The sequence below is a fragment of the Bradyrhizobium sp. 31Argb genome (genome assembly GCF_043638955.1).
Taxonomy (GTDB): Bacteria; Pseudomonadota; Alphaproteobacteria; order Rhizobiales; family Xanthobacteraceae; genus Bradyrhizobium.
The window spans coordinates 1-19,762 of sequence record NZ_JBEGDB010000045.1 but is presented as its reverse complement, the minus strand read 5'-3'; the positions used below and the strand labels follow the sequence as shown (position 1 = coordinate 19,762).

20 protein-coding genes are annotated in these 19,762 nt (G+C 60.3%); 9 read left to right on the top strand and 11 right to left on the bottom strand.

What is annotated here, in order from left to right; all coding sequences use genetic code 11:
- The first annotated feature begins 55 nt into the window (after positions 1 to 55).
- The 6 genes from AAFX91_RS11885 to AAFX91_RS11860 all read left to right on the top strand — a co-directional run bounded on the left by AAFX91_RS11885 (position 56) and on the right by AAFX91_RS11860 (position 2,438).
- The gene (locus AAFX91_RS11885; protein ID WP_130580042.1) at positions 56 to 265 is read left to right on the top strand and encodes a cold-shock protein; all 210 of its coding nucleotides are present in this window, start codon (positions 56 to 58) and stop codon (positions 263 to 265) included.
- A gap of 309 nt (positions 266 to 574) precedes the next feature.
- Entirely contained in the window at positions 575 to 862 is a 288-nt protein-coding gene (rpsU, locus tag AAFX91_RS11880) for a 30S ribosomal protein S21 (RefSeq protein WP_130580041.1), read from the top strand.
- 141 nt (positions 863 to 1,003) lie between these two features.
- The gene (locus tag AAFX91_RS11875; protein ID WP_130580040.1) at positions 1,004 to 1,297 is read left to right on the top strand and encodes a hypothetical protein; all 294 of its coding nucleotides are present in this window, start codon (positions 1,004 to 1,006) and stop codon (positions 1,295 to 1,297) included.
- 159 nt (positions 1,298 to 1,456) lie between these two features.
- Positions 1,457 to 1,690, top strand: coding sequence for a hypothetical protein (locus tag AAFX91_RS11870; protein ID WP_394566567.1), 234 nt, complete (start codon positions 1,457 to 1,459; stop codon positions 1,688 to 1,690).
- Positions 1,691 to 1,844: 154 nt separating this feature from the next.
- Entirely contained in the window at positions 1,845 to 2,102 is a 258-nt protein-coding gene (locus AAFX91_RS11865; protein WP_394566566.1) for a hypothetical protein, read from the top strand.
- A gap of 75 nt (positions 2,103 to 2,177) precedes the next feature.
- A complete protein-coding gene (locus tag AAFX91_RS11860) occupies positions 2,178 to 2,438 on the top strand; it encodes a hypothetical protein (protein ID WP_245476353.1) in 261 nt (86 codons plus the stop codon).
- Between the two features lie 540 nt (positions 2,439 to 2,978).
- Here the strand turns inward: AAFX91_RS11860 and AAFX91_RS11855 are convergent.
- The 6 genes from AAFX91_RS11855 to AAFX91_RS11830 all read right to left on the bottom strand — a co-directional run bounded on the left by AAFX91_RS11855 (position 2,979) and on the right by AAFX91_RS11830 (position 9,452).
- Positions 2,979 to 3,584, bottom strand: coding sequence for a hypothetical protein (locus AAFX91_RS11855; RefSeq protein ID WP_245476352.1), 606 nt, complete (start codon positions 3,582 to 3,584; stop codon positions 2,979 to 2,981).
- A 25-nt stretch (positions 3,585 to 3,609) separates the two neighbouring features.
- A complete protein-coding gene (locus AAFX91_RS11850; protein ID WP_394566565.1) occupies positions 3,610 to 4,239 on the bottom strand; it encodes a hypothetical protein in 630 nt (209 codons plus the stop codon).
- The gene (locus AAFX91_RS11845; protein WP_394566564.1) at positions 4,236 to 5,279 is read right to left on the bottom strand and encodes a TAXI family TRAP transporter solute-binding subunit; all 1,044 of its coding nucleotides are present in this window, start codon (positions 5,277 to 5,279) and stop codon (positions 4,236 to 4,238) included. Before AAFX91_RS11845 ends, AAFX91_RS11850 begins: the two co-directional genes overlap by 4 nt.
- Positions 5,280 to 5,349: 70 nt before the next feature.
- The gene (locus AAFX91_RS11840; protein ID WP_394566563.1) at positions 5,350 to 6,903 is read right to left on the bottom strand and encodes a hypothetical protein; all 1,554 of its coding nucleotides are present in this window, start codon (positions 6,901 to 6,903) and stop codon (positions 5,350 to 5,352) included.
- 970 nt (positions 6,904 to 7,873) lie between these two features.
- Complete coding sequence (locus AAFX91_RS11835; RefSeq protein WP_394566562.1) at positions 7,874 to 8,500, bottom strand: transglutaminase-like cysteine peptidase; 627 nt, start codon at positions 8,498 to 8,500, stop codon at positions 7,874 to 7,876.
- A gap of 334 nt (positions 8,501 to 8,834) precedes the next feature.
- The gene (locus AAFX91_RS11830; protein WP_130580033.1) at positions 8,835 to 9,452 is read right to left on the bottom strand and encodes a PilZ domain-containing protein; all 618 of its coding nucleotides are present in this window, start codon (positions 9,450 to 9,452) and stop codon (positions 8,835 to 8,837) included.
- A gap of 338 nt (positions 9,453 to 9,790) precedes the next feature.
- On the opposite strand from AAFX91_RS11830, the gene AAFX91_RS11825 reads away from it, so the two are divergent.
- From AAFX91_RS11825 to AAFX91_RS11815, 3 genes are read left to right on the top strand one after another with little or no spacing between them, the layout of a single operon-like run.
- On the top strand, positions 9,791 to 10,651 hold the full coding sequence (locus AAFX91_RS11825; protein ID WP_394566576.1) for an FAD binding domain-containing protein: 861 nt from the start codon (positions 9,791 to 9,793) through the stop codon (positions 10,649 to 10,651).
- A 3-nt stretch (positions 10,652 to 10,654) separates the two neighbouring features.
- Positions 10,655 to 11,137: a (2Fe-2S)-binding protein gene (locus AAFX91_RS11820; protein ID WP_394566561.1), complete on the top strand. Its 483-nt coding sequence runs from the start codon at positions 10,655 to 10,657 to the stop codon at positions 11,135 to 11,137.
- Positions 11,134 to 13,392 carry a xanthine dehydrogenase family protein molybdopterin-binding subunit gene (locus AAFX91_RS11815; protein ID WP_394566560.1) on the top strand — a complete coding sequence of 753 codons (2,259 nt, stop codon included), beginning with the start codon at positions 11,134 to 11,136 and terminating at the stop codon, positions 13,390 to 13,392. Before AAFX91_RS11820 ends, AAFX91_RS11815 begins: the two co-directional genes overlap by 4 nt.
- A gap of 128 nt (positions 13,393 to 13,520) precedes the next feature.
- Here the strand turns inward: AAFX91_RS11815 and AAFX91_RS11810 are convergent, their stop codons facing one another.
- The 5 genes from AAFX91_RS11810 to AAFX91_RS11790 all read right to left on the bottom strand — a co-directional run bounded on the left by AAFX91_RS11810 (position 13,521) and on the right by AAFX91_RS11790 (position 19,680).
- A complete protein-coding gene (locus AAFX91_RS11810; RefSeq protein WP_394566559.1) occupies positions 13,521 to 13,898 on the bottom strand; it encodes a VOC family protein in 378 nt (125 codons plus the stop codon).
- Positions 13,899 to 15,484: 1,586 nt separating this feature from the next.
- A complete protein-coding gene (locus AAFX91_RS11805; RefSeq protein ID WP_130583524.1) occupies positions 15,485 to 15,937 on the bottom strand; it encodes a hypothetical protein in 453 nt (150 codons plus the stop codon).
- Positions 15,938 to 16,146: 209 nt separating this feature from the next.
- Positions 16,147 to 17,634: a hypothetical protein gene (locus tag AAFX91_RS11800; RefSeq protein WP_282527184.1), complete on the bottom strand. Its 1,488-nt coding sequence runs from the start codon at positions 17,632 to 17,634 to the stop codon at positions 16,147 to 16,149.
- 7 nt (positions 17,635 to 17,641) lie between these two features.
- The gene (locus AAFX91_RS11795; protein WP_394566558.1) at positions 17,642 to 18,775 is read right to left on the bottom strand and encodes a UvrD-helicase domain-containing protein; all 1,134 of its coding nucleotides are present in this window, start codon (positions 18,773 to 18,775) and stop codon (positions 17,642 to 17,644) included.
- Positions 18,772 to 19,680: a protein kinase gene (locus tag AAFX91_RS11790; RefSeq protein WP_394566557.1), complete on the bottom strand. Its 909-nt coding sequence runs from the start codon at positions 19,678 to 19,680 to the stop codon at positions 18,772 to 18,774. Before AAFX91_RS11790 ends, AAFX91_RS11795 begins: the two co-directional genes overlap by 4 nt.
- Between the last annotated feature and the right edge of the window lie 82 nt (positions 19,681 to 19,762).

Below are 19,762 nucleotides of genomic sequence, written 5' to 3'. Positions count from 1 at the left end.
TTTGGGGATCGTGCGAATCCACGCGAGGCGCGCGTTTGCGCTTTGGAGAAATGTTATGGCGACAGGTACGGTGAAGTGGTTCAACGGGCAAAAGGGTTTTGGATTTATTCAGCCGAATGATGGCGGAACCGATGTGTTCGTCCACATAAGCGCGGTCGAGCGGGCCGGGCTTCATGGACTCGCTGAGGGGCAGCGAGTGAACTTCGAAGTCAAGACCGACCCGAAGCGTGGCAAGGTCAGCGCCGAGAACCTCTCGCTGGCGTAAGCAGCTTTCGTCATTCCACGGATGTACTGGGATGACTGTGCGACCCGCTCGATCTTGGGATTGAGCGGGCTTTTGCGCGCGAAGGGCAATCTATCCCTTCAATTTAGATCGCTAGAGCATGATCCGGAAAAGTGTGAAGCGGTTTTCCGAAAAGATCATGCTCAAACAATAACCTAAAGCGCGATGATGATTCATCCTCATCTCATCGCGCTTTAGACGGGCGGGATTTACTTCGAAGGAGTCGTTGTAACGCTTCGGCTGCCGCGACTTCAGCCAACCTGGCGCTGCAACTCTGATGGAGCAACAACCGTGCAAGTAATCGTTCGCGACAACAACGTCGACCAAGCGCTTCGAGTTCTAAAGAAGAAGATGCAGCGCGAGGGCGTGTTCAGGGAAATGAAACGTCGTCGTTCTTACGAAAAGCCCTCGGAAAAAAAGACCAGGGAGAAATCTGACGCCGTGCGCCGTGCCCGCAAGCTTGCTCGGAAACAGGCCATCCGCGACGGGCTCATCGCCGCGCCACCCAAAAAGGAAAGAGTCTTGAGCAAGCGTCCGCAAGTGCTGCCCGCCGTTACTAGCGGCACGCGAGGGACCTAACAAGCGTGCGAGGCGGATCGTCGTCCGCTGGCGCCGTATTCGCCGCGGCTCCGTGTAACGCAGACGCCTGGTGAGGTCGTGAGCTATGGACGAGGAGGGGCAGACGACGCGCACTTAGGCGCTAAAGATCAGGGATAGGCCATGAAGTTAAACCAAGCCCAGATAACCAAAACGCTGTCTCAGTTTCGAGCGCAGGTGCTTGCTGAGGATCATCCAGCAGTGGCACAATTTTGCGAATTGTTCGGACAGCATACCTTCTTTCTCGACCCCAAGGGGCTGCATGTGCTCGAGTTGCTCGAAGTTCCTGGGATGGAAGCTGAGGAAGGAGAGGTAATAAGTCTTGCGGATTGGAGCGACGCGGACTTTACAAAGTTGACGACGCATCAGCCCGAACCGACGGGCGTCGTCGTTCGCTTGAAAGACGTTCGACACTGAGATCGCTTCTAGAGCATGATCCGGAAAAGTGGGCACCGGTTTTCCGAAAAGATCATGCTCAAACAAAGAGCTAAAGCGGGATGACGATTCGAAGAAAAGTCATCCTGCTTTAGGACCAATTTCCAGCGCTGCGCGATCAGCTTACCCGATTGCCGAGTTGTGGCCGTTTCGGAAATCGATGCGGCGCAGAAAATGCAGGGCGGCCTGCCTTCGAATGCACTCGCCCGGCATTTGCGGGTGTGGCAATTGCAGACCAATCTTTTGGCCAAGGTTGAGCAATGTCGGCGTTTAGCAAGGGAGATTACGGACCCGCTAACCTCCAACCGGCTCCTGGAGCTTGCCGACGAGTACATTTGGCAGATCAAGAATGGCTCCGCGGGCCATCGCGATTGAGGGCGACTTCCAGTTCCGCCAGTGTTTCCTCGGCAGATGCCACGACGTCGGCGCACGCTCGGCCAAATTGGAACCGTCATGGCCGTCAGGAGTCGGATCTTTGTCCCCGGCAACTTGCCCCTCCGGTCGGGAGCCAGGGCCGAAGGAGGAGGAAATGACTTATACCCACGAATCGAAGAAGCCTACCGCAGCTCAGCAAGCGGCCCAAAAGGCCTTCAGGGAAGCGGATACCAAGGTTGCGATGTCCGAGTATGAACGTAATCAAGAAGCCTTTCATGCAAATCGAGAGCGATTGAAGGCGGAGCGATTGGCTCGGGAAGCGGCGGCGACTGGTAACATCGCGGACAAGAAAAAGCGCTCAGCCGGCGAGGCCAACCGCGATTTTGCGAGCAGATCGAGGCGCAGCAAGTAAGCTGTGCCCGCTGAAGCATCGCTCATGCGCCGGCGAATAGCGCTTTCCGAGTGTCAGTTCTAAGAGCTGTTCCCGTTGGCTCTGTTCGAAGGAGCAACCAACCCTATGCCCGAGAGAAGAGAGCTGTACCGCAGTCCAAACGGCGATGCATGGTTCCTTGCGCGCGAACCGACGACCGGCAATGCTTTCATCCTCCATCAGCCGAATGCGCCTTCCGGTGGTCGGCTGTCGCCCATTGAGTTGGGCGAGTTCTTGCGGAGCAACGTGAATGGACCCGAGCACCAAGCCCTGTTGCGTTTGATTGGGACGCTGGTCGAGGTGCCGCCCTATGCCTGAAACGCCGCGACGCTCTTCGTAGCGCAAGCGGCGTCTCTTCCTTGTCGGCTCCGAGGGCAACGATCTTGAGCTGATCGTCTGCCGACCGCCATTTTCGGCGTTCGGCTCGGCCGAAGTACGAGACCTGCTCGCATCGCGAAAATGCGCGTCCGGCGAGACGTCGGCTTTGGTCGGCGTTGAGACGCCGCCGCCGATCACGTCAGCGCAAGCACCACGAGGCTTGAGCACAACAGGACGATCCCGGCAATGGTGACGGCGAGAAAGCTGTAAGAGGCAAATTCTTCACGCATGGCGCACCTCAAAAAAGCGTCCCCGCAATACCTTTTGATAGTCGTTCTCCAGCACCCGACACGAAGATAGTGGGCGCCCGTTTCCGCAGAATTTCGACAAGCCGGAAAACGGTTTCGTTTTCGGAAAACCGGTATCCACTTTTCCGGATCATGCTCTGGGGAGCGGCGCGGACCATGGCCCTCGTCCAGACCTCTCGGGACGGCTACATCCTGCTCAGCGGCCTTTGCCTCCATGGCCTGGAGCAGTGCCTCACAGTTTGACGTAGCTCCAGCCCTGTTCCTGCAGCTCCAAGACGCGGACGACGCCGGATTTCACGATCGTCGCCTGTGGAACGAGGTTGATATCCTTGTTCTCCGCCTTACGCATGTTTTCCTGGGTATTGCCGCAGGCTTTGAAGGAGATTTCCGGGTTGCTCATTGCGAGCCCCTCGATGCGCGCCTTCACCGGAGAGGTGTCATCGCGCAGCATGTGAAGGCCAGGGCCAAACGTGACAACCTCAATCGACACTTCTTCACCGAGATTGCGGTAGTATTGCGCGACGTTGGTCGCATTGTTAAGTGCGAGATTCATCATCGCGGGATCGTTGGAATTGACCTGCAGCAGGAGCTGATGCGGCTTCCTGGGGAGCTCGGTGGGTTTTGTCACCAGTACCAGTTTCTGCTTGCTCGCCTGGTCGTGCTTGCTCGTCTGATCGTCCTTCTGCCTGCTCGGCTGCTTCTGCGTGCTCACCCGGTGCTGCTTACTCGCTTGCGGCCTCATCTGATCGTCTGGCTGCGCTTGCGCGGTCGGCGCGATCAGGAGCGACATCGCTAGGCCGGCAATGGCTGCTATCGCCAGATTTCCAATTCTGATCATCTTGCTTCTCCCTGTCCCATGACCATCAGTCGCCTGGTCTGGCGACGGCATGTGGCCATTTGCACGCCGCCGCCAGTTTTTCGCGCACGGTCTTCAATCCGCCGAGCAGGAAATGCGCCTCCTGAGCCGCGCCGCTGCGGGTGGAAAGACGGACAGCGATGCCGCCCTCTTCGGGTAACGATTGCAGCAGACGCACGACGTCACCCCGGAAAGCGGCACCGGGCCCGAATGACGGCGAGGCGGCCGCAAGCTGCACCGGCGGATTCGCATTGATGCGGTAGAAGATGGTGTATTCCTCGGCACGGCTTGATACCGCCGGTCCTGCGAGCACGAGCTCGGTGCGGCCTTTGCGGCAGTGGATTGCGAGTTGCATCGCGGTGCCATCCGAGTCACCGCGAGCGGATGTGGTGGCGGTGACGATGGGCGAATAGTCCACCGGCGATGTGGTCTCGCTGAGCAGCCAGTTGTCGTACGGCGCCGGGCGACCAGGCGGCGCTATCTTACGTGATAGATCGTCCAGACATTGTAGCCGGGCCGGTCCCTCCATCACCGAGCACGCCCGAAGATTTGTCATCGGATCGTTCGTGCCTTGAGCGTAGGCGATGCCGCAAGCCATTTTTAACGTGACAGCGAGGGGAAAAGCAGCAGCCTTCATGGCGGCGCCTGTGCGCTGCGCGCCTTGTGATCCAGCCATTCCTGCGCGGCCGGGAAGCGGGTTAGTCCGGGGACGGTCGCTGCGAGATTGATCGACTGCCATTTCGGGTCAAACCCTTGTGCCTGCAGGCGGTCGATTCGCGAGAACAGGTAGTCGACGAAGCGCGCGACGCGTTGATAATGGTTCGACCGCGGCGGCCAATTGAACGCGACAAGCGCGGTCGGCACTGCGATGGTCGACACCCTCTCGCCCTGCTTGATCAGATTGGGATACTCATTTGTCTCCAGTGTCGCGGGCAGATAGTAGTCCTCGAACTTGCTGTCGTATTGGACCGGGAGAAACTTGAATCCCGCCTCCCAGCGGCCGCGCACGAAGGCGTCGACCGGTTTCGACGTGATGAACACCACCGCCGCCATCTCACCTTTGCGCATCTGTTCCAGGGCGACTTGATGGGGAATGAACGTCTTCTCGACCTCGATGCCGAGACGGCTGAAGATCAGCGGTCCCGAATAGGCGGCTGCGGTGCCCTTGGTGTTGAAGTTCACTTTCTTGCCTGCGAGATCCTGCAGGCTTGTGATTTCCGGTCGGACGAAAATATGCAATTCGGACGGGAAGAGATTGAGCAGGTAAGTGATGCGGGCTCGGATCTGCGGCACTTGAATCTTGTACTCTTCGAGAGCATCGGAATTGATGATCGCCGTATCGACGCCGCGCAGATAGAGCAGCGAGTTCAGATTCTCGGTGGCGCCCCGGGTGACGATCGGTAGCAGATGCATGTTTGCTCCGTCATCGACGACGCGGGCCATTTCCGCAGCCAGGCGAATTGGCGCTCCCTCCAGCAAGCCGCCAGCGAGCCCGACGGTCCAAGCGTTCATGCGGTCTTTTTCGGTTCCCTGCGGCAAGGGCCGTCGAACCACTTGTGCATTGCCCTTGGAGGGTTGCGCGGTCTGCGCGTGCAGGTCAGGCGGTTGAAGCATCGTGGCGACCAGCACCAGCACGGCGAGCAAGAGCAACGAGCGTGGCCTTGGCAGTGTGTTCATGTCAGTCCCCCTCTTGATCACCAACTGCTGCAGCCAGCGTCATCATGTGGAACGCAACAATCTCATCCTCTCACCGGGGCAATGCGTCGAGCCGGTCCTTGGCTTCGCGAATACCGCCACTGTGTGCCTTAGCGTAGAGCTCTCGCGCCTTAGCCGCTTCGCCGCGCGTTCCATAGGTGCCCCAGGCGGATAAAACGGCGGGATCGTATGTCTCCGCGAGCATAAAACTTGCCCGCGCATTGTCGTTCTCGGCGGCACGCTCGAGCACTGTCCTCGCCGCGCCGATATTGCCCTGGCCGAGCAACGCGCTGGCGCGCGCGATCAATCGGGCCGCCTCCGCCTTGTCCTGGTCTGCGGCTGTTGGCGGCTCCGATACGGCGGCTGCCACGGTCTGTGTCACCGGCATCATCGGGCCTTCAATTGCGCGGCCCACGGTCACGCGTTCATCGACGGGGCGCCGCGCCGATGCAAGATCCCGTGCCATGGCTTCGGTTCTGCTTCGCTCCTGCTGCAGCGACTGCCGCAGTTCCGCGATGGTGGCCTCCGCCGTCTGCTTCTGCTGGACGGCTTCATCAACTGCCTTCTGCGACTGCGCGGCCTGGGTCTCGATCTCGCTGCTCGTTCCGGCAAGTTCACTCGCGAGTGCCGCGGCACGCATCTGCGCCTCGTCGAGCGCGCGGCGTTGCTGCTCGGCACTCGCTGTCATCGCCTGGCGCGCCGCGCCGACCTCCTGGGTGAGGGCGGCGGTCTTTTCCTGCTCCTGCTGCAGCGACTGCCGCAGTTCCGCGATCTCGCGCTCGGTCGTCTGTCTCTGTTGCGCGGTCGCATCGTCAGGGTTGCGCGACTGTATATCCCGGGTCTCGGTCTCGCGGCGCGTTCCGGCAAGTTCGTTCGCGAGCGCCGCAGCGTGGGCCTGTTCCTGTTGAAGGGACTGCCGCAGTTCCTCTGCTGCAATTTCCGCAGCCTCCCAGCGCTGTATCGCGTCGTCCTGAAACTTGCTCGATAGCGCCAGCATCGTCTCCAAGTCGCCGCGGACTTTCGCGAGTTCGGCCGTCAGTGCGGCGGATTTTTCGCGTTCCTGGTAAAGCGACTGCTGTAATTCCGCGGACGTGGCCGCCGCCGGTGCGTCCCTGTGCGAAGTCTCTTCGTCGAGCGCTTGGCGACGCTGCACTGTGTCCGCCAACAGAATCTTTCGTGAAAGGTCGGTGTCCTGCATGAGGACTGCTGTCGTTCCGCGCTGAACGAGCGTTTGCCACCCGGCGACCTCAGGCTTCAGATTGAGCCCGACGGCGCGCCCAGCTTCGATCGTCTTCGAAACCTCGGGTCCGCTGGATTGGTCGAACACACCGATCAGCGCAGCCGCAACGAGGATTGCGGCGATCAAAGAACCCGCTAACCATTGGCCCGCACGACCGACCTGGAGCCGACCGCTCGATTCGTCTTCTTGAAACACATCCTCGGTTATTGGGTACCAATGCGTCGGCGCGATCCTGATGGGATGCCCATTTTTCCAAACCCATTCGCCCGCCTCACGTGACCAATGAGCGATATCAAAGGCTCCGGTCGCACTCTCGACCCAGATATCCTGTCCGTCCCTTGGTGCAGTATCAATTGGCCGGCGCATGTATGACGCCTTCGCATGTCTTCGTATTCAATCAGACCATGTGCAATCGGACTGACGCCGCAGCAATTCGGTTGGTCGCGGCACCCTAATGTCGCAAGAAGAAAAACATCATTTAAATATGATTTAAAGTCAAATTAAATCACGTGTGTCTCGACGGAAGCGGTTGCACCGCGCTTCCGTCAATCGGGCCTGGCCGCGGTTTTCAGGCTTGAGGCCGCCGAATGAGCCTTGGAATTCCGGTGGAAAGGCGCGCCGCCAGGAACATTGCGGTGAAACCAAGTTCCCTGCGGTTTAGTATCTATTATTATAAAAATATCATTTAATTATTTAATTAGAAGAAAGAGGGCAATAAAATATTGCCAATCCGAGGATTGTTCTTGTTGGATGGGCGGTGTCAGGGATTGCGACCACCAGCCTTCGCCGATAAGCGGTCATTTTCTGCAATCATGGCGCCTCAGCTAGGCGCTATCGTGCGCAAGCGCGCCGAGCCGCCTGGGCCCTTGAGTCCGGCAGCATCGAAGCACTGGTTGGCACGGCGATGGTTCACCCAGCAGGGGCGACGCATCCGGCTGGCGCCATCGACCCCCGACCCAGGGCTCGCCGGCGTCGATCACGTCAGCGCAAGCGCGACGAGGCCTGAGCACAACAGGACGATCCCGGCAATGGTGACGGCGAGAAAGCTGTAAGAGGCAAATTCTTCACGCATGGCGCACCTCAAAAAGCAGTCCCCGCAATACCTTCGGATCGTCGTTCTCCAGCACCCGACGCGAAAATAGTCCGCGCCCGTTTCCGCAGAATTTCGACCGAGCCGGAAAACGGTTTCGTCACCCGCACCGATTGTTTCGTGACCGTTACACACGTGTGGGCCAAAAAAGTTGCGGCCAGCCATTGGGGGATGGCTGGCCGCGCGCGAACCGGTCTGGGACGGGGAGGGGTGGGGATGTGACCGGGTCGCGTGTTCGATGTTCCCTTATTGCCGAGAGCTGGCGGTGGCGACCGCCGGGCGGTTGTCGCCAAGCGAGACCCAGACGTTAGGATCGCTCTGCGACTGCCGTTTGACGAAGCGGTAGCCGGTTACGGTCCAGGCGACGACGTCCTCGTTCTGGTTGTCGAGGATGAACTCGCCCTTGTCGGTCTTCACCGTCAGCACCGCGTGGCCTTCGCCCTTCTTGTCGCGCACAACAGTGATCAACAGCGCCTCGCGCGGCCATCCGGCGTCGATCAGCATCTTGCGCTTCAGGAGCACGTAGTCCTCGCAGTCGCCGTAGCCGTCCGTCGGCAACGACCATTTCTCGATCACGCCCCAATGATCCATGTCGGTCATCGGCTTGATGGTCTCGTTGACCCATTTGTTGACCCGCAACAGATCGCGCCATGCCGTCTGCGACAGCACGATGTCGCGCGGTTGCGTCGCGCCGCCGCGGCAATCGCCCGGGTTGTCGGCGCAGAATTCGACCCAGCCGATCGGCGAACGCGTGGTGTCGCCGAGGCTGGCATAGACCACGTCGCCTGCTTTCGCCGCGACGCTTGTAGTGACGCTCAACCCGAACAGGATGGCGGCAACCGCCCATCCTTTCCCCTGTCCCCTGAAAACCATCGTGGCCCCCGTTTTTCTTGTTGGGACCACGTTTCGCACAAAGGTTTTGCGGTGCGGCTAAGTCAGCAAAGGTAATTTGACGTGAATGCAAGTAAAGCTGGTGGCAAATTCGATCTATACTTGAGGCGAACTCGACTAAAATTCGAGACAACTGCAATTGATTCAAATTTTACGCATTAACGACCTTGACGCCGTACCAGCAGGTCTTTCTCGCCGCCAAATCCGCCCGCGTTAACCGCGTGCGGAGGACGCCAGACAAGGCAAAGGCGGCGTCCGCCATCGCGGATGCCGCCTCATTCGGGCTGAAAATCAGGGGATTTGAGCGTCGCGGGCTTTACCGCGCGGTAACCGCGTCTTCGAGCGTCTCGGCGGCCTGCTCGTGCACGAACTCCAGCGCGAAGCCGTCGTCGAGGTTTCGCACCACGCGCGATTGCACCCGGCCGAGCATGACCAGCGACTTCAGCGGCGGCCGGTTCTCGGCGGCGATCGCCGCGCCCGACAGCGAGAGGTCGATGATGCGGCAGGTCATCTTGCTGCCGTCCTCAAGCGTGAGCAGCGCGATCGGGTTGCGCGGCACGATGCGGTCGTGGCGGCGGTCTTCCGGCAGATTGAGGATGTCGCGGTTGGCGAGCCAGGTGAGCTGTGCGGCGAGCTTGTCGCGCTTGCGCGGCGTCGAGACGATCGTCATCGCAAAGCCGTTGTCGATGATGCGGGTGATCCTGCCCTCGACGCGGCCGATATGGTCGAGATAGGCGATCACGCGGTCGCCGACATTGCCGATGCCGGGCGCCAGCAGCGCGAGCCCGCCCGGGGACATATTAATAATCTGGCAAGGAAACTCGCGGCGGTCGGGCAGCATGTAGCGGCCGAGCAGGTGCACCTTGACGCGCTGGAAGCGCCGCCGTTCCTCCTGTGCCGGGAAGACCGTAGGTTTCTTTTGTGCAAACGACATCACCGCCACCCGACAACCGGCCTTCCGGCGCGGCAAGACCCTACGGCTGACAGGGTTAATGAGCGGTTAGCCGCGGTTGCATCAAGTATGGGCACGCACGCGACCGATGGGCGCAATCCGCGCCGCCGGCGAACGCCCGCGACCGCGCGGATCATGACCGTTTTGTGTGAAGGCGGCGGCTTGTTCATGTGCGAATTCCCTTTGCGCATGGGAGGGCGCCACTTCGTCCGGGCTCGGAGACTGTTCCGATGGTGTGCCGGCGTGTAGTCTTCTCACGAGGCCTCGTAGAGGGCAGGCAACAAGGAACGAGGGAGGCATCGGACACGAGCATGACCGATATCCGATACGTCGCGCCGCAGACGCTTGATGAAGCGGTCGGCGCTTATGCAGCGGCGGGCAGCGCCGCGCGCATCCTGGCCGGCGGCACGGATCTCCTGGTGCAGATGCGTTCGGGCGCGGTGCAACCGGGCCTGATCGTCGACATCAAGAAAGTTGCGGAACTCACTGCCGTCGAAGAGCTTTCCGATGGCGGCTTCCGCATCGGCGCCGCGGTCCCGGGCGCCGTGCTGGCCGAGCATGCGCGCTTCAAGCAGGTCTGGCCCGGCGTGCTGGAAGCGGTGAACCTGATCGGCTCCACGCAAGTGCAGGGCCGCGCCTCCGCCGGCGGCAATCTCTGCAACGCCTCGCCGGCCGGCGACAGCGTGCCCGCGATGATCGCGGCCGGCGCCGTCGTCACCGTGCAGGGCCCGGACGGCCGCCGCGAATTGAAGGTCGAGGACGTCCCCGCCGGCCCCGGCCGCACCAACTTAAAACCCGGCGAGATCCTGGTCTCCTTCACGCTGCCGCCGCGCCCAGCGGGCTCGAGCGGCGCCTATCTGCGCATGATCCCGCGCACCGAGATGGATATCGCGGTGGTCGGCTGCGGCGTCAGTCTCACGCTGAAGGACGGCGTCTGCACCCACGCCCGCATCGGCTTGGGCGCAGTGGCGCCGACCGCGCTGCTGGTCGAGCCGGCCGCGCAGGCGCTGATCGGCTCGCGCCTCGATGACGCCGCGCTCACCGCCGCCGCCAATGCCTGCCGCGCCGCCTGCCGTCCGATCGACGACAAGCGCGGCACCATCGCCTACCGCACCCAAATCGCCGGCGTGCTGCTCAAGCGCACCACGAAGATCGCCGCAGAACGCGCGCAAGGGAAATGACAAATGGCAAAGCTGCACGTCTCCACCACCGTCAACGGCGAGCCGCTGGAATTCCTCTGCGAGCCCTATGAGACCATGCTGGATGCGCTGCGCAACCAGCTCGCGCTCACCGGCTCCAAGGAGGGCTGCGCCTCCGGCGATTGCGGCGCCTGCTCGATCACGCTCGATGACCGGCTGGTCTGCTCCTGCCTGATGCTCGCCGCCGAAGCGGAAGGGCACGAGATCAGGACCATCGAGGGCATGGCACGCGGCGGCCGGCTGCATCCGCTGCAGGAGAAGTTTCTGGAGCAGGCCGCGTTGCAATGCGGCATCTGCACCTCGGGCATGCTGGTCGCCTCCGAGGCGCTGCTGGCCAAGAACCCGGAACCGAGCGAGGAGCAAATCCGCTTCTGGCTCGCCGGCAATCTCTGCCGCTGCACCGGCTACGACAAGATCGTCCGCGCCGTGCTGGAGACAGCCGCTGAAATCCGGGAGGCCGCGCAATGAACATCGTCGTCAACAACAAGTGGATCGGCCAGCGCACCATCCGTCCCGATGGCGTCGACAAGGTTACGGGCCGCGCCGCCTTCGCCGCCGACACCGCCATGCCCGGCATGATCTGGGGCAAGGTCCTGCGCAGCCCGCACCCGCATGCGCGCATCCGCTCGATCGACACCTCCAAGGCGGAGCGGCTACCGGGCGTGAAGGCCGTCGTCACCTCGCGCGACGTCGTCGATTTCCCGCTGGATAAATCCGTGATGCTCGGCATCCAGGACATGCGCTGGATGTGCCGCAACGTGATGGCGCGCGACAAGGCGCTGTTCCCCGGCCACCCGGTCGCGGCGGTGGCCGCCACCACGGAAGCGATCGCCGCCAAAGCCTGCGAACTGATCGAGGTCGATTACGAGGTCTTGCCCTGGTCGATCGAGATCGAGGACGCGATCAAGCCTGACGCCCCGATCCTGCACGAGTTCAACAAGTTCGAAGGCAAGCCGTCGAACATCGTGGGCCAACTCGAGCACAAGAAGGGCGATATCGCGCAGGGTTTTGCCCAGGCCGATGTCATCATCGAGCGCACCTTCACCACCCGCCCGGTGCACCAGGGCTATATCGAGCCGCACGCCTGCCTGATCTCGGTCACAGCCGACGGCAAGACCACGATCTGGAGCTCGAGCCAGGGCCAGTTCATGGTCCGCGCGATGACATCGATGCTGACAGGCATCCCGCAGAGCGACATCCGCGCCATCCCCGCCGAGATCGGCGGCGGCTTCGGCGGCAAGACCATCGTCTATCTCGAACCGCTGGCGACGCTGCTCGCGAAGAAATCCGGCCGCCCGGTCAAGATGGTGATGACGCGCGAGGAGGTGATGCGCGCCACCGGCCCCACCTCTGGCTCGAAGAGCACGGTGAAGATCGGCGCCAAGAGGGACGGCACCATCGTCGCCGCGCAAGGCACGTTCTATCTGCAGGCCGGCGCCTTCCCGGGCTCGCCGATCCGCGGCGCCGCTGGCTGCAGCTTCGCGCCCTACGACATCGCGAACGTGCTGTCGGTCGGCTACGACGTCTGCTCCAACCGCTCCAAGGTCGCAGCCTATCGCGCGCCCGGCGCGCCGATCGGCGCCTATGCGGTGGAATGCGTGCTCGACGAGGTCGCAGAAGCGCTCAAGATGGACCCGCTCGACTTCCGCCTGAAGAACGCGGCCAAGCAGGGCACGAAAGCGGCGCATGGCCCGGTCTTCCCCCGCATCGGCTATATCGAGACGCTGGAAGCCGCGAAGAACTCGCCGCACTACAGCACGCCAACAGACAAATTGCAGGGCAGGGGCGTCGCCTCCGGCTTCTGGTTCAACGCCGGCGGTGAATCCTCGGCGCAAGTCAACATCACCGAGGACGGCAATGTCGTCGTCACCACCGGTCACCCAGATATCGGCGGCTCGCGCGCCGGCATCGCCAATGTCTGCGCCGAACTGCTCGGCATCGACTACCGCCGCGTCTCCGTCATCATCGGCGACACCCAGACCGTCGGCTTCTCCAATCTCACCGGCGGCAGCCGCGTGCTGTTTGCTTCCAGCATGGTGGTCACGCAAGCGACCGAGAAGGTGATCAACACCCTGCGCGAGCGCGCCGCCAAGATCTGGGAGATCGATCCCGAGGCGGTGAAATGGGAGAACGGCGCCGCGCATCCGGCATCCCCCAACGCCGGCCAGTTCGAGCCGCTGACGCTGGAGGATCTCGCCGAGAAAGCCCCTCAGCAGGGCGGCCCGATCGGCGCCGGCGTGCAGCTCAACACCCAAGGCGCGGACGGCGGCTTCGGCACCCACATCTGCGACGTCGAGGTCGACATCGAGCTCGGCATCGCGCGCGTCATCAGATACACGGCGGTCCAGGACGTCGGCCGCGCCGTCCACCCCGGCTATGTCGAAGGCCAGCTCCAGGGCGGCGTCGCCCAGGGCATCGGCTGGGCGCTGAACGAGGAATACATCTACCGCAGCGACGGCAAGGTCGATAACCCCGGCTTCCTCGACTACCGCATGCCGGTCTGCTCCGACCTGCCGATGCTCGACACCATCCTGGTCGAAGTCCCGAACCCGAAACACCCGCAAGGCGTCAAGGGCGTCGGCGAAGTGCCATTGGTGCCGGTGATGGCCGCCGTGGCGAATGCGATCTACCGCGCGACAGGCAAGCGCTTCTACGCCCTGCCGATGTCGCCGCCGAAGGTGCTGGAGGGGTTGCAGGAGCCGGTGCAGCAGGCGGCGGAGTAGGTGCTAGGGCGGATTAGCGACTTGTCCGCCGTAGCTCGAAGAGCGAAGGCGGAAGCGTAGTCCGCCGAACCACGCGAGAAGCGGCGGGTTACGCTAACGCTAACCCGCCGTACGAACTGCCCCCGCGCTCAAGCCATCCGATGCACGGCGCAAAGCTTGTTGCCGTCGAGATCGCGCAAGTAGGCGATATAAAGCTTCATCTCGCCCATGTCGCGGATTCCAGGCGGATCCTCGCAGGTCTTGCCTCCGCTCGCGATGCCGCTCGCATGGAAGGCATCGACCTCCTCCTTCGACGCCGCATTGAAGCCGATCGTGCCGCCATTGGCAAAGGTCGCCGCCTTGCCGTCGATCGGCTTCGACACCGAGAACGTCCCCGTCTTCGTGCGCCAGAACACCCGATGGCGGTCGACAAATCCCGGCCTCACGCCGAGCGTGCCGAGCAGCGCGTCATAAAACGCCTTGGACTTGTCGAGGTCGTTGGTCCCGATCATCACATGCGAGAACATTCTACCTGCCCCTCCCGTTGCGCGACGTTCATTCCGCTGCGACGCTGCTTCGCAGAAGATGTTCCTAGCAGAAGGTTGGGCGGGGATGGAAGTCCGGGAAGGCGTAGGGCGCCGCAATCGATGCGTCCGCCGGGCGGAATAAACTTCTGCGCTCGCCTGACAAGCGAAGGCGAGGGGCTCCATCCGCGGGCGCGAGACTGCGGATTGCGCCAGAGCGTGATGAGATCAGGTCGAGTTGGCGCCACGCTGGAAGTGTTTCACCTCTCCCCGATGGGGTGAGGTCGGCACTGCGGTTACGGCGCGTCCTGCTTTGAGAAGACTCGGGCTCAGCGCGACATGTTTGGACAGCACTGCTGCCTCAATATCCATCCCGCTCTCCTCCGACCGGTGGCGCCTCAAGAAAAGCCGCGCGCGAAAGGAACCGGATGGGCAAGCCCGCACTTCTAGGCCTGCAGGCACACTTGGTACGTCAAGTTGACCCTTGCAAAACAACTTACAAAGGGTGCGAAAATGCCACGGGTGAAGCAAGCTACAAAGCAGGCGCGCGCGACGAAAGCCGCCGCCGTTACGGCACTCGGCACGGCGGGACTGGGTCTTTCGCTGGCGGGGAGCGCGTCCGCGTCCGCGATACCCACCGCTGATATCCCGCAGTCTGATGACATCTCGCCCAATCAGCGCCTGGTCCTCGGTGATGAGGAAATGGCCGACGTCAGTCTCGCCACGTTCTATCTCTTCGATAAGGAAAACGCTGCCAGCGGCCTGCAACTCGCCGCCGTTGTCGTTCGCGGCTGCCGAGGCTGCGGTGGTTGTCGCGGTTGCCGCGCCTGCCGTGGCTGCGGAGCAGCCTGGCGCGGCTGTGGTGGCTGCGGAGGTTGCGGCGGCTGCTGCGCCCGCTGGGGCCGGTGCCGCTGGTGCTAGGTTCACGACCTCACGGCTAAACGACAAAGCATGACGAGCTGCCGCGCGGCGCCGTCCGCCGCGCAAGGCGGCGTGTCGCCGATCGGCAGTGCGTAGGGCGGATTAGCGCAGCGTAATCCGCCGTTCACGTCGACAAAGCGGCGGATTACGCCTTCGGCTAATCCGCCCTACGAGCTACGTGCTCACTCGAACGACAGCCGCCTCGCCGATCCACCGCCCCTCCCAGAGATAAAAGCGATCCGTTGATCCGAGCGCTTGAGCCGCCTCTTCGCGACACAAGAACACGAAACCCAGACGCCTCCGTTCGCCCGGCATCATGGCGCGTTCGAGCAGCGGATAGCCATCCCAGCCCTCGTCAACACTTCTGTCCCTGGTGCATGGACAGCCCCAGCCAAGACGGACCGGCCCAGTCCTGCCACCTGCCTCGACCGGATAAAGATAAAGGTCCACAACCAAGTCAGGCGTTACGGAGTGCAAGGCTTCACGGAATGAGGTCTCGCGTGTCACAGCCACACCTCAACGCGTAGGGCGGATCAGCCACCGGGTCCGCGCTTCGCGCGGCCCGATGACAGGCTCCGCGTAATCCGCCATTCACGTACCACCAAGCGGCGGATCACGCCTTCGGGTAATCCGCCCTACGAGCCGCGACGCCGCTTCGCAGGAAGGTCTTAGTTCTTGGCGGGGCACTTAGCCCGAATCTCTCTGAGAAGCTTTCGCATATTCTCAAAGTAAATTTCGTCGAGAGTCGGGGGCATGTCTTCGCAGATGTATTGGCGATGGTATTTGATCTCTTCATCAAAGCTTTTGCGCCATTCGGGCTTGTCGTATGCTTCCAGCATCTCGTCGTACGCAAACAGTAGATGCGCGACGTAATTTTTGTATTGGGCGAGTTTCTTTCGGTCTGCCTTGATCTCCAACAGATCAGGCTCAGCGTACTCCGGGTGCCGCAACGCAGATTCGCTGTATGACATGTAGACTTGGCGGGCAGCTACTTCTTTGAAGTTCTTGCTGATGAAGTAGACTTGAGCAACGACGATGACGAAGGCGAAGCCAGCAATGACCGCGGATGCGATTTGCGCCCAGTTCGACTTCGGCCGATTGTTCTCGGATTGAGCGGACATGTTCAGACCAAGGGGGAGTGGATAGGTGGTGAGTGAAGCTAGCCTCCGCGTAGTCCGCGGATTGGCGGGGGGAGGAAAGGGCAGTCCGTAGGGCGGATTAGTTAGCGCAGCGTAATCCGCCGTTCACGTACCACAAAGCGGCGGATTACGCCTTCGGCTGATCCGCCCTACGAGGTGCGCCCCGAATCCTCTCGCTCGCTCGAAGCAGCCTATTTTTTCTTGGAAGGCTTAGAAACTTCGTCCGGCCGCTGCAGTCTGCTCAATAGGTCATGCTGTTGGTTCTCAGAAGCAATCTTCCGTTTCAACTCCACTTCGGACGCGACGTATCGTTCTAGGCCATCTACACGTCTGGTAAGGACGTCTAACGAACGTGCCAGAAAGGCTACTTGTGCTGAGCTACTGGATCCTCTTGCTCTTTGAGATTCCACAAATGCTTGGGATTGCTCCTCCCTTCGTTGTGGTGCTGTGCTTGTTTCTGATTTAGCGGTGTCGCTTCGGCCAACTGCAAATGGGCAAGTGACTCCCAAGGAAATTTCTATATTCAAGGATCGCGAAGCCATTCCACGCAGAGGAAGCTTGGAAGGCGTCACGCCATCCAGCCATCGAGAAATTTCGTCGTAGGAGATGTCGCACTGGGGCTTCTCGCTCAAATCGCTTTCTGACAGGAGCGCCTTTGCGATCAGCCGGCCTAGGCCGCCGTGATCCGTGAGCGTTCGGCTGGAGGACCAACATCCTGCAAATGCTCCAAGCCAGATCGGTGCCAAAGGAAACCGTCCCGAGTATTTGCGCAACAGCTCGGGCAATATAGCCATTCCAGGGTCAATTAAGCTGGCAGCAAATCCAACCAGCGCATCGTTCGAGAACGTATTGCTGTCTCTCGCTACGTCTTGAATCAGTTGGTCAAGAGCACGAACGCGGTCGGACTGAGGTCCGCGTGAGCAGTCCGCAATCTGGGGAATGCGGAAGTGATCTGCCGCGGTGGCTACCACGTCCGCGATACCATCGGCACTTATGCTGCTTTGCCGTAGGATCCGATCGAACAGGGCCACGAACGGAGCGAGGGCTCGCCGTCTATCTGGATTCTTGTCAAGAGCGTCGACGTAGCCATTTAGCGTAAGCCAGATTGGCAAAAGCTGCGTAGCAGAGAGTGGGCGGTGTCCGTCTCGGAGCTTTGCACTCAGGTGATCGTGTCGTATTCCAATTTCCTTTAGATCGCATCGATCCCCCCAGACAGCTATGCCACGCGCGGCTGCGAAGGTTGAGCTTGTGAGCGCGGCTATACCCGAGAGTTCCTTTAGGTTGACGTTCTGACCGCCTTGCACGCTGCATTCGGCAAGAATGGCCCCGATCCAGCCACCCATCCGCCCGTCGAGCGCCGGTCTCTCGCTCGAAGCTGCGAGGTTCGCAAGGTCGGATTGCGGCATAATTCGGCACCACTGTGAAATTGGAGAAAGCGACGAAAAGAATGCGGCCAGCCAAGCGTGTGTATCAGAAAGATCCCTGTCCCTTACGACCAAAATGTCTGGGAAAGGATCGGCGTCCCTTCGCCATTTACCCACGATCGCGCCGCGCTCCGGGACCCGTAGCTCCGCCAAATCGGATACGCGCGTCTCCTGAAGGTCGGTTCGCCCAGCGTTCACAAATCCGCTAGTCAGTCCCTCCCTCGTTAAGACCTTTGAGTGAATGATCGTGGACATAAGGACCTCAAAAAACGTCGTCTATTGTTGGCAGCTTCCCGCTCGGAGGATTCATATGTCCATGCATTGACTTTGTGTGGTGAAGGATAACCTCTGTTTTCGCTCTTGTTACTGCAGTAAATGCAAGCTCCCGCGAGCTGGGTCTATAGTTCTCAGCTTCCAAGAGATGAACAGCCCGAAACTCTGATCCCTTGGCAGAGGCTACTGTCATTATGCGCACAGCGCTGTCCGGACCAAAGGGCTGATACTCTTCCTGGCGCTGTCGAATACAAATGCCCGCCAACTCCCCCCGTTGCATCAGCCGATCCCAAAACTGATCGCGAGTATCCGAGTTGATTGTCAAGACCCCGATGGGTTCGTCCGTTATGTAACGCCATTGCTCTTTGATTTGGTCGATACATTCATCGAACTGTGCTTCCTGATCGACCGAATAGATTGGAAATACTGACGAAGGGCGGGCCTCCTCATCGTAATTGCATCCCTCTGAAAGAGGGGCGTCGCCCGCTTTAGGTGGCAGTATTTGATCGGCGAAATCGCAAATTTTGATCCCAATCCGATAGTGCTGTTCCAGTGTCACTAGACGATCGACCATTCCCGTAGTCGTGGGCAGTCCCTCGCGGGGTTTAAATATTCGTTGTCGTGAGTCACCCGCGGCATTTATGCGGTGCGCCAATCTGCGGATGATCTGAAGTTCGAGTTCTAGAAAATCCTGAACCTCGTCTACGAAGATCACGTCGTATAACTTGCCGAGGTTCTGAGTGCTGATAACCTCCAGAACGGTTTCTGCGATTGCAATTCGATGGGCCTCGAAATCGCTCGTCGATTCAGGAATGTCAGCTCCATTATCGCGTATGATCTGTCGCGCCCAGGCCATGAAAGTCTTAATTTCGTCGCTTCGAATTTGATCGCCTCGACCAATGTTTGGTCCCGATTTTAAGAACTCGCTCAGAGTGCGAGTGAAGGTAAGCAGCAAAATTCTGGGCGCAACTGACCTTACGTAGTTGGCACGAAGTACTAAGAGATTGGTCTTGCCCGAACCGGGGGGGCCGACAATGAGCAGCTGAGTCTCCGGTTTCTCGAGTAGAATCGCCTTCTGGGAGTCGTCTAGCTGGCTTGGATTTAGCCACCATGTCTCGTTCATGATATCTTGCCTGCATCCATCACAGAACAAAGGTCTAGCAAATACAAAATATTGCTCGAGGGCTGTTGTATTACCTCCACCGTTTCAATCTGTGGTCCGGTTTCAAAAATTTCTAACACCGGTATCGTGAGTTCTTCCGGCAGGCCGGCTGATAGCGAAAGAACGAGGTGAGAATTGTCGAGGGATGGTGCCAGAGCGACAAGCAGTTCGCTGTCACTTAACGAGAAGGACAACGTCCATGCTAGGCCATTCTTGCAATTCTTGGCTTTAAGTTTGTGCGGCCCTAATGTCGTCTTCTCCTTCATTGCCGCATCTCGCAACCAATTGCGAACATGCGTTTGCCAAATCATGACAGAAGGCGCGCTACGATTCTCAATCTTCGCGCGGGAAATAGTCAGCCTCTTCCTTATGTCCTCTGTGCTGTCGCTACGTGTCGCGAGCTGTGCAAGCGATGCGCGTCGGATGCGATCCTTGGGATCCTTCGAGAGCGCGGCCTTGCAGAGCGAAATTAGTCTCGGGGGTAGATTGGGATTGACGATCAAGGGTTGTTTCGACGTGATTGCCTTATAGAGGATGTACTTATTTGAAGTGGCTGCCTCTTCGCGAAAGATCGATGTTTTCATAATCAGATCGTGCAATACAGCGCCCACTTGGTATATGTTGAGGGCTTCAAATCCTTCGGCACCCGGGAGTTCGTCGCGCGTGAGGTATTCGGGTGGGCTGTACTGAGCGGTTGCGACGAATCTCCTTGTCTCAATCTGATCGGTGCCGTTGCCTTCCGTGTGCTCAATTCGCCTTAGCACTCCCAAATCCAGAAGCTTTAGATGGGAGAAGGTTGCATTAACTGCGATGTTCGCGGGCTTGATGTCTCGATGAACGAGGCCTTTGCCCTGCAAAAATTGCACCGCATCGACTAGGCCGTGTGGACTCTTGGGATTCTCAAATCAGATTGAACGTGATTCAAGGCTTTCTTTTAGGAGGAAGCCT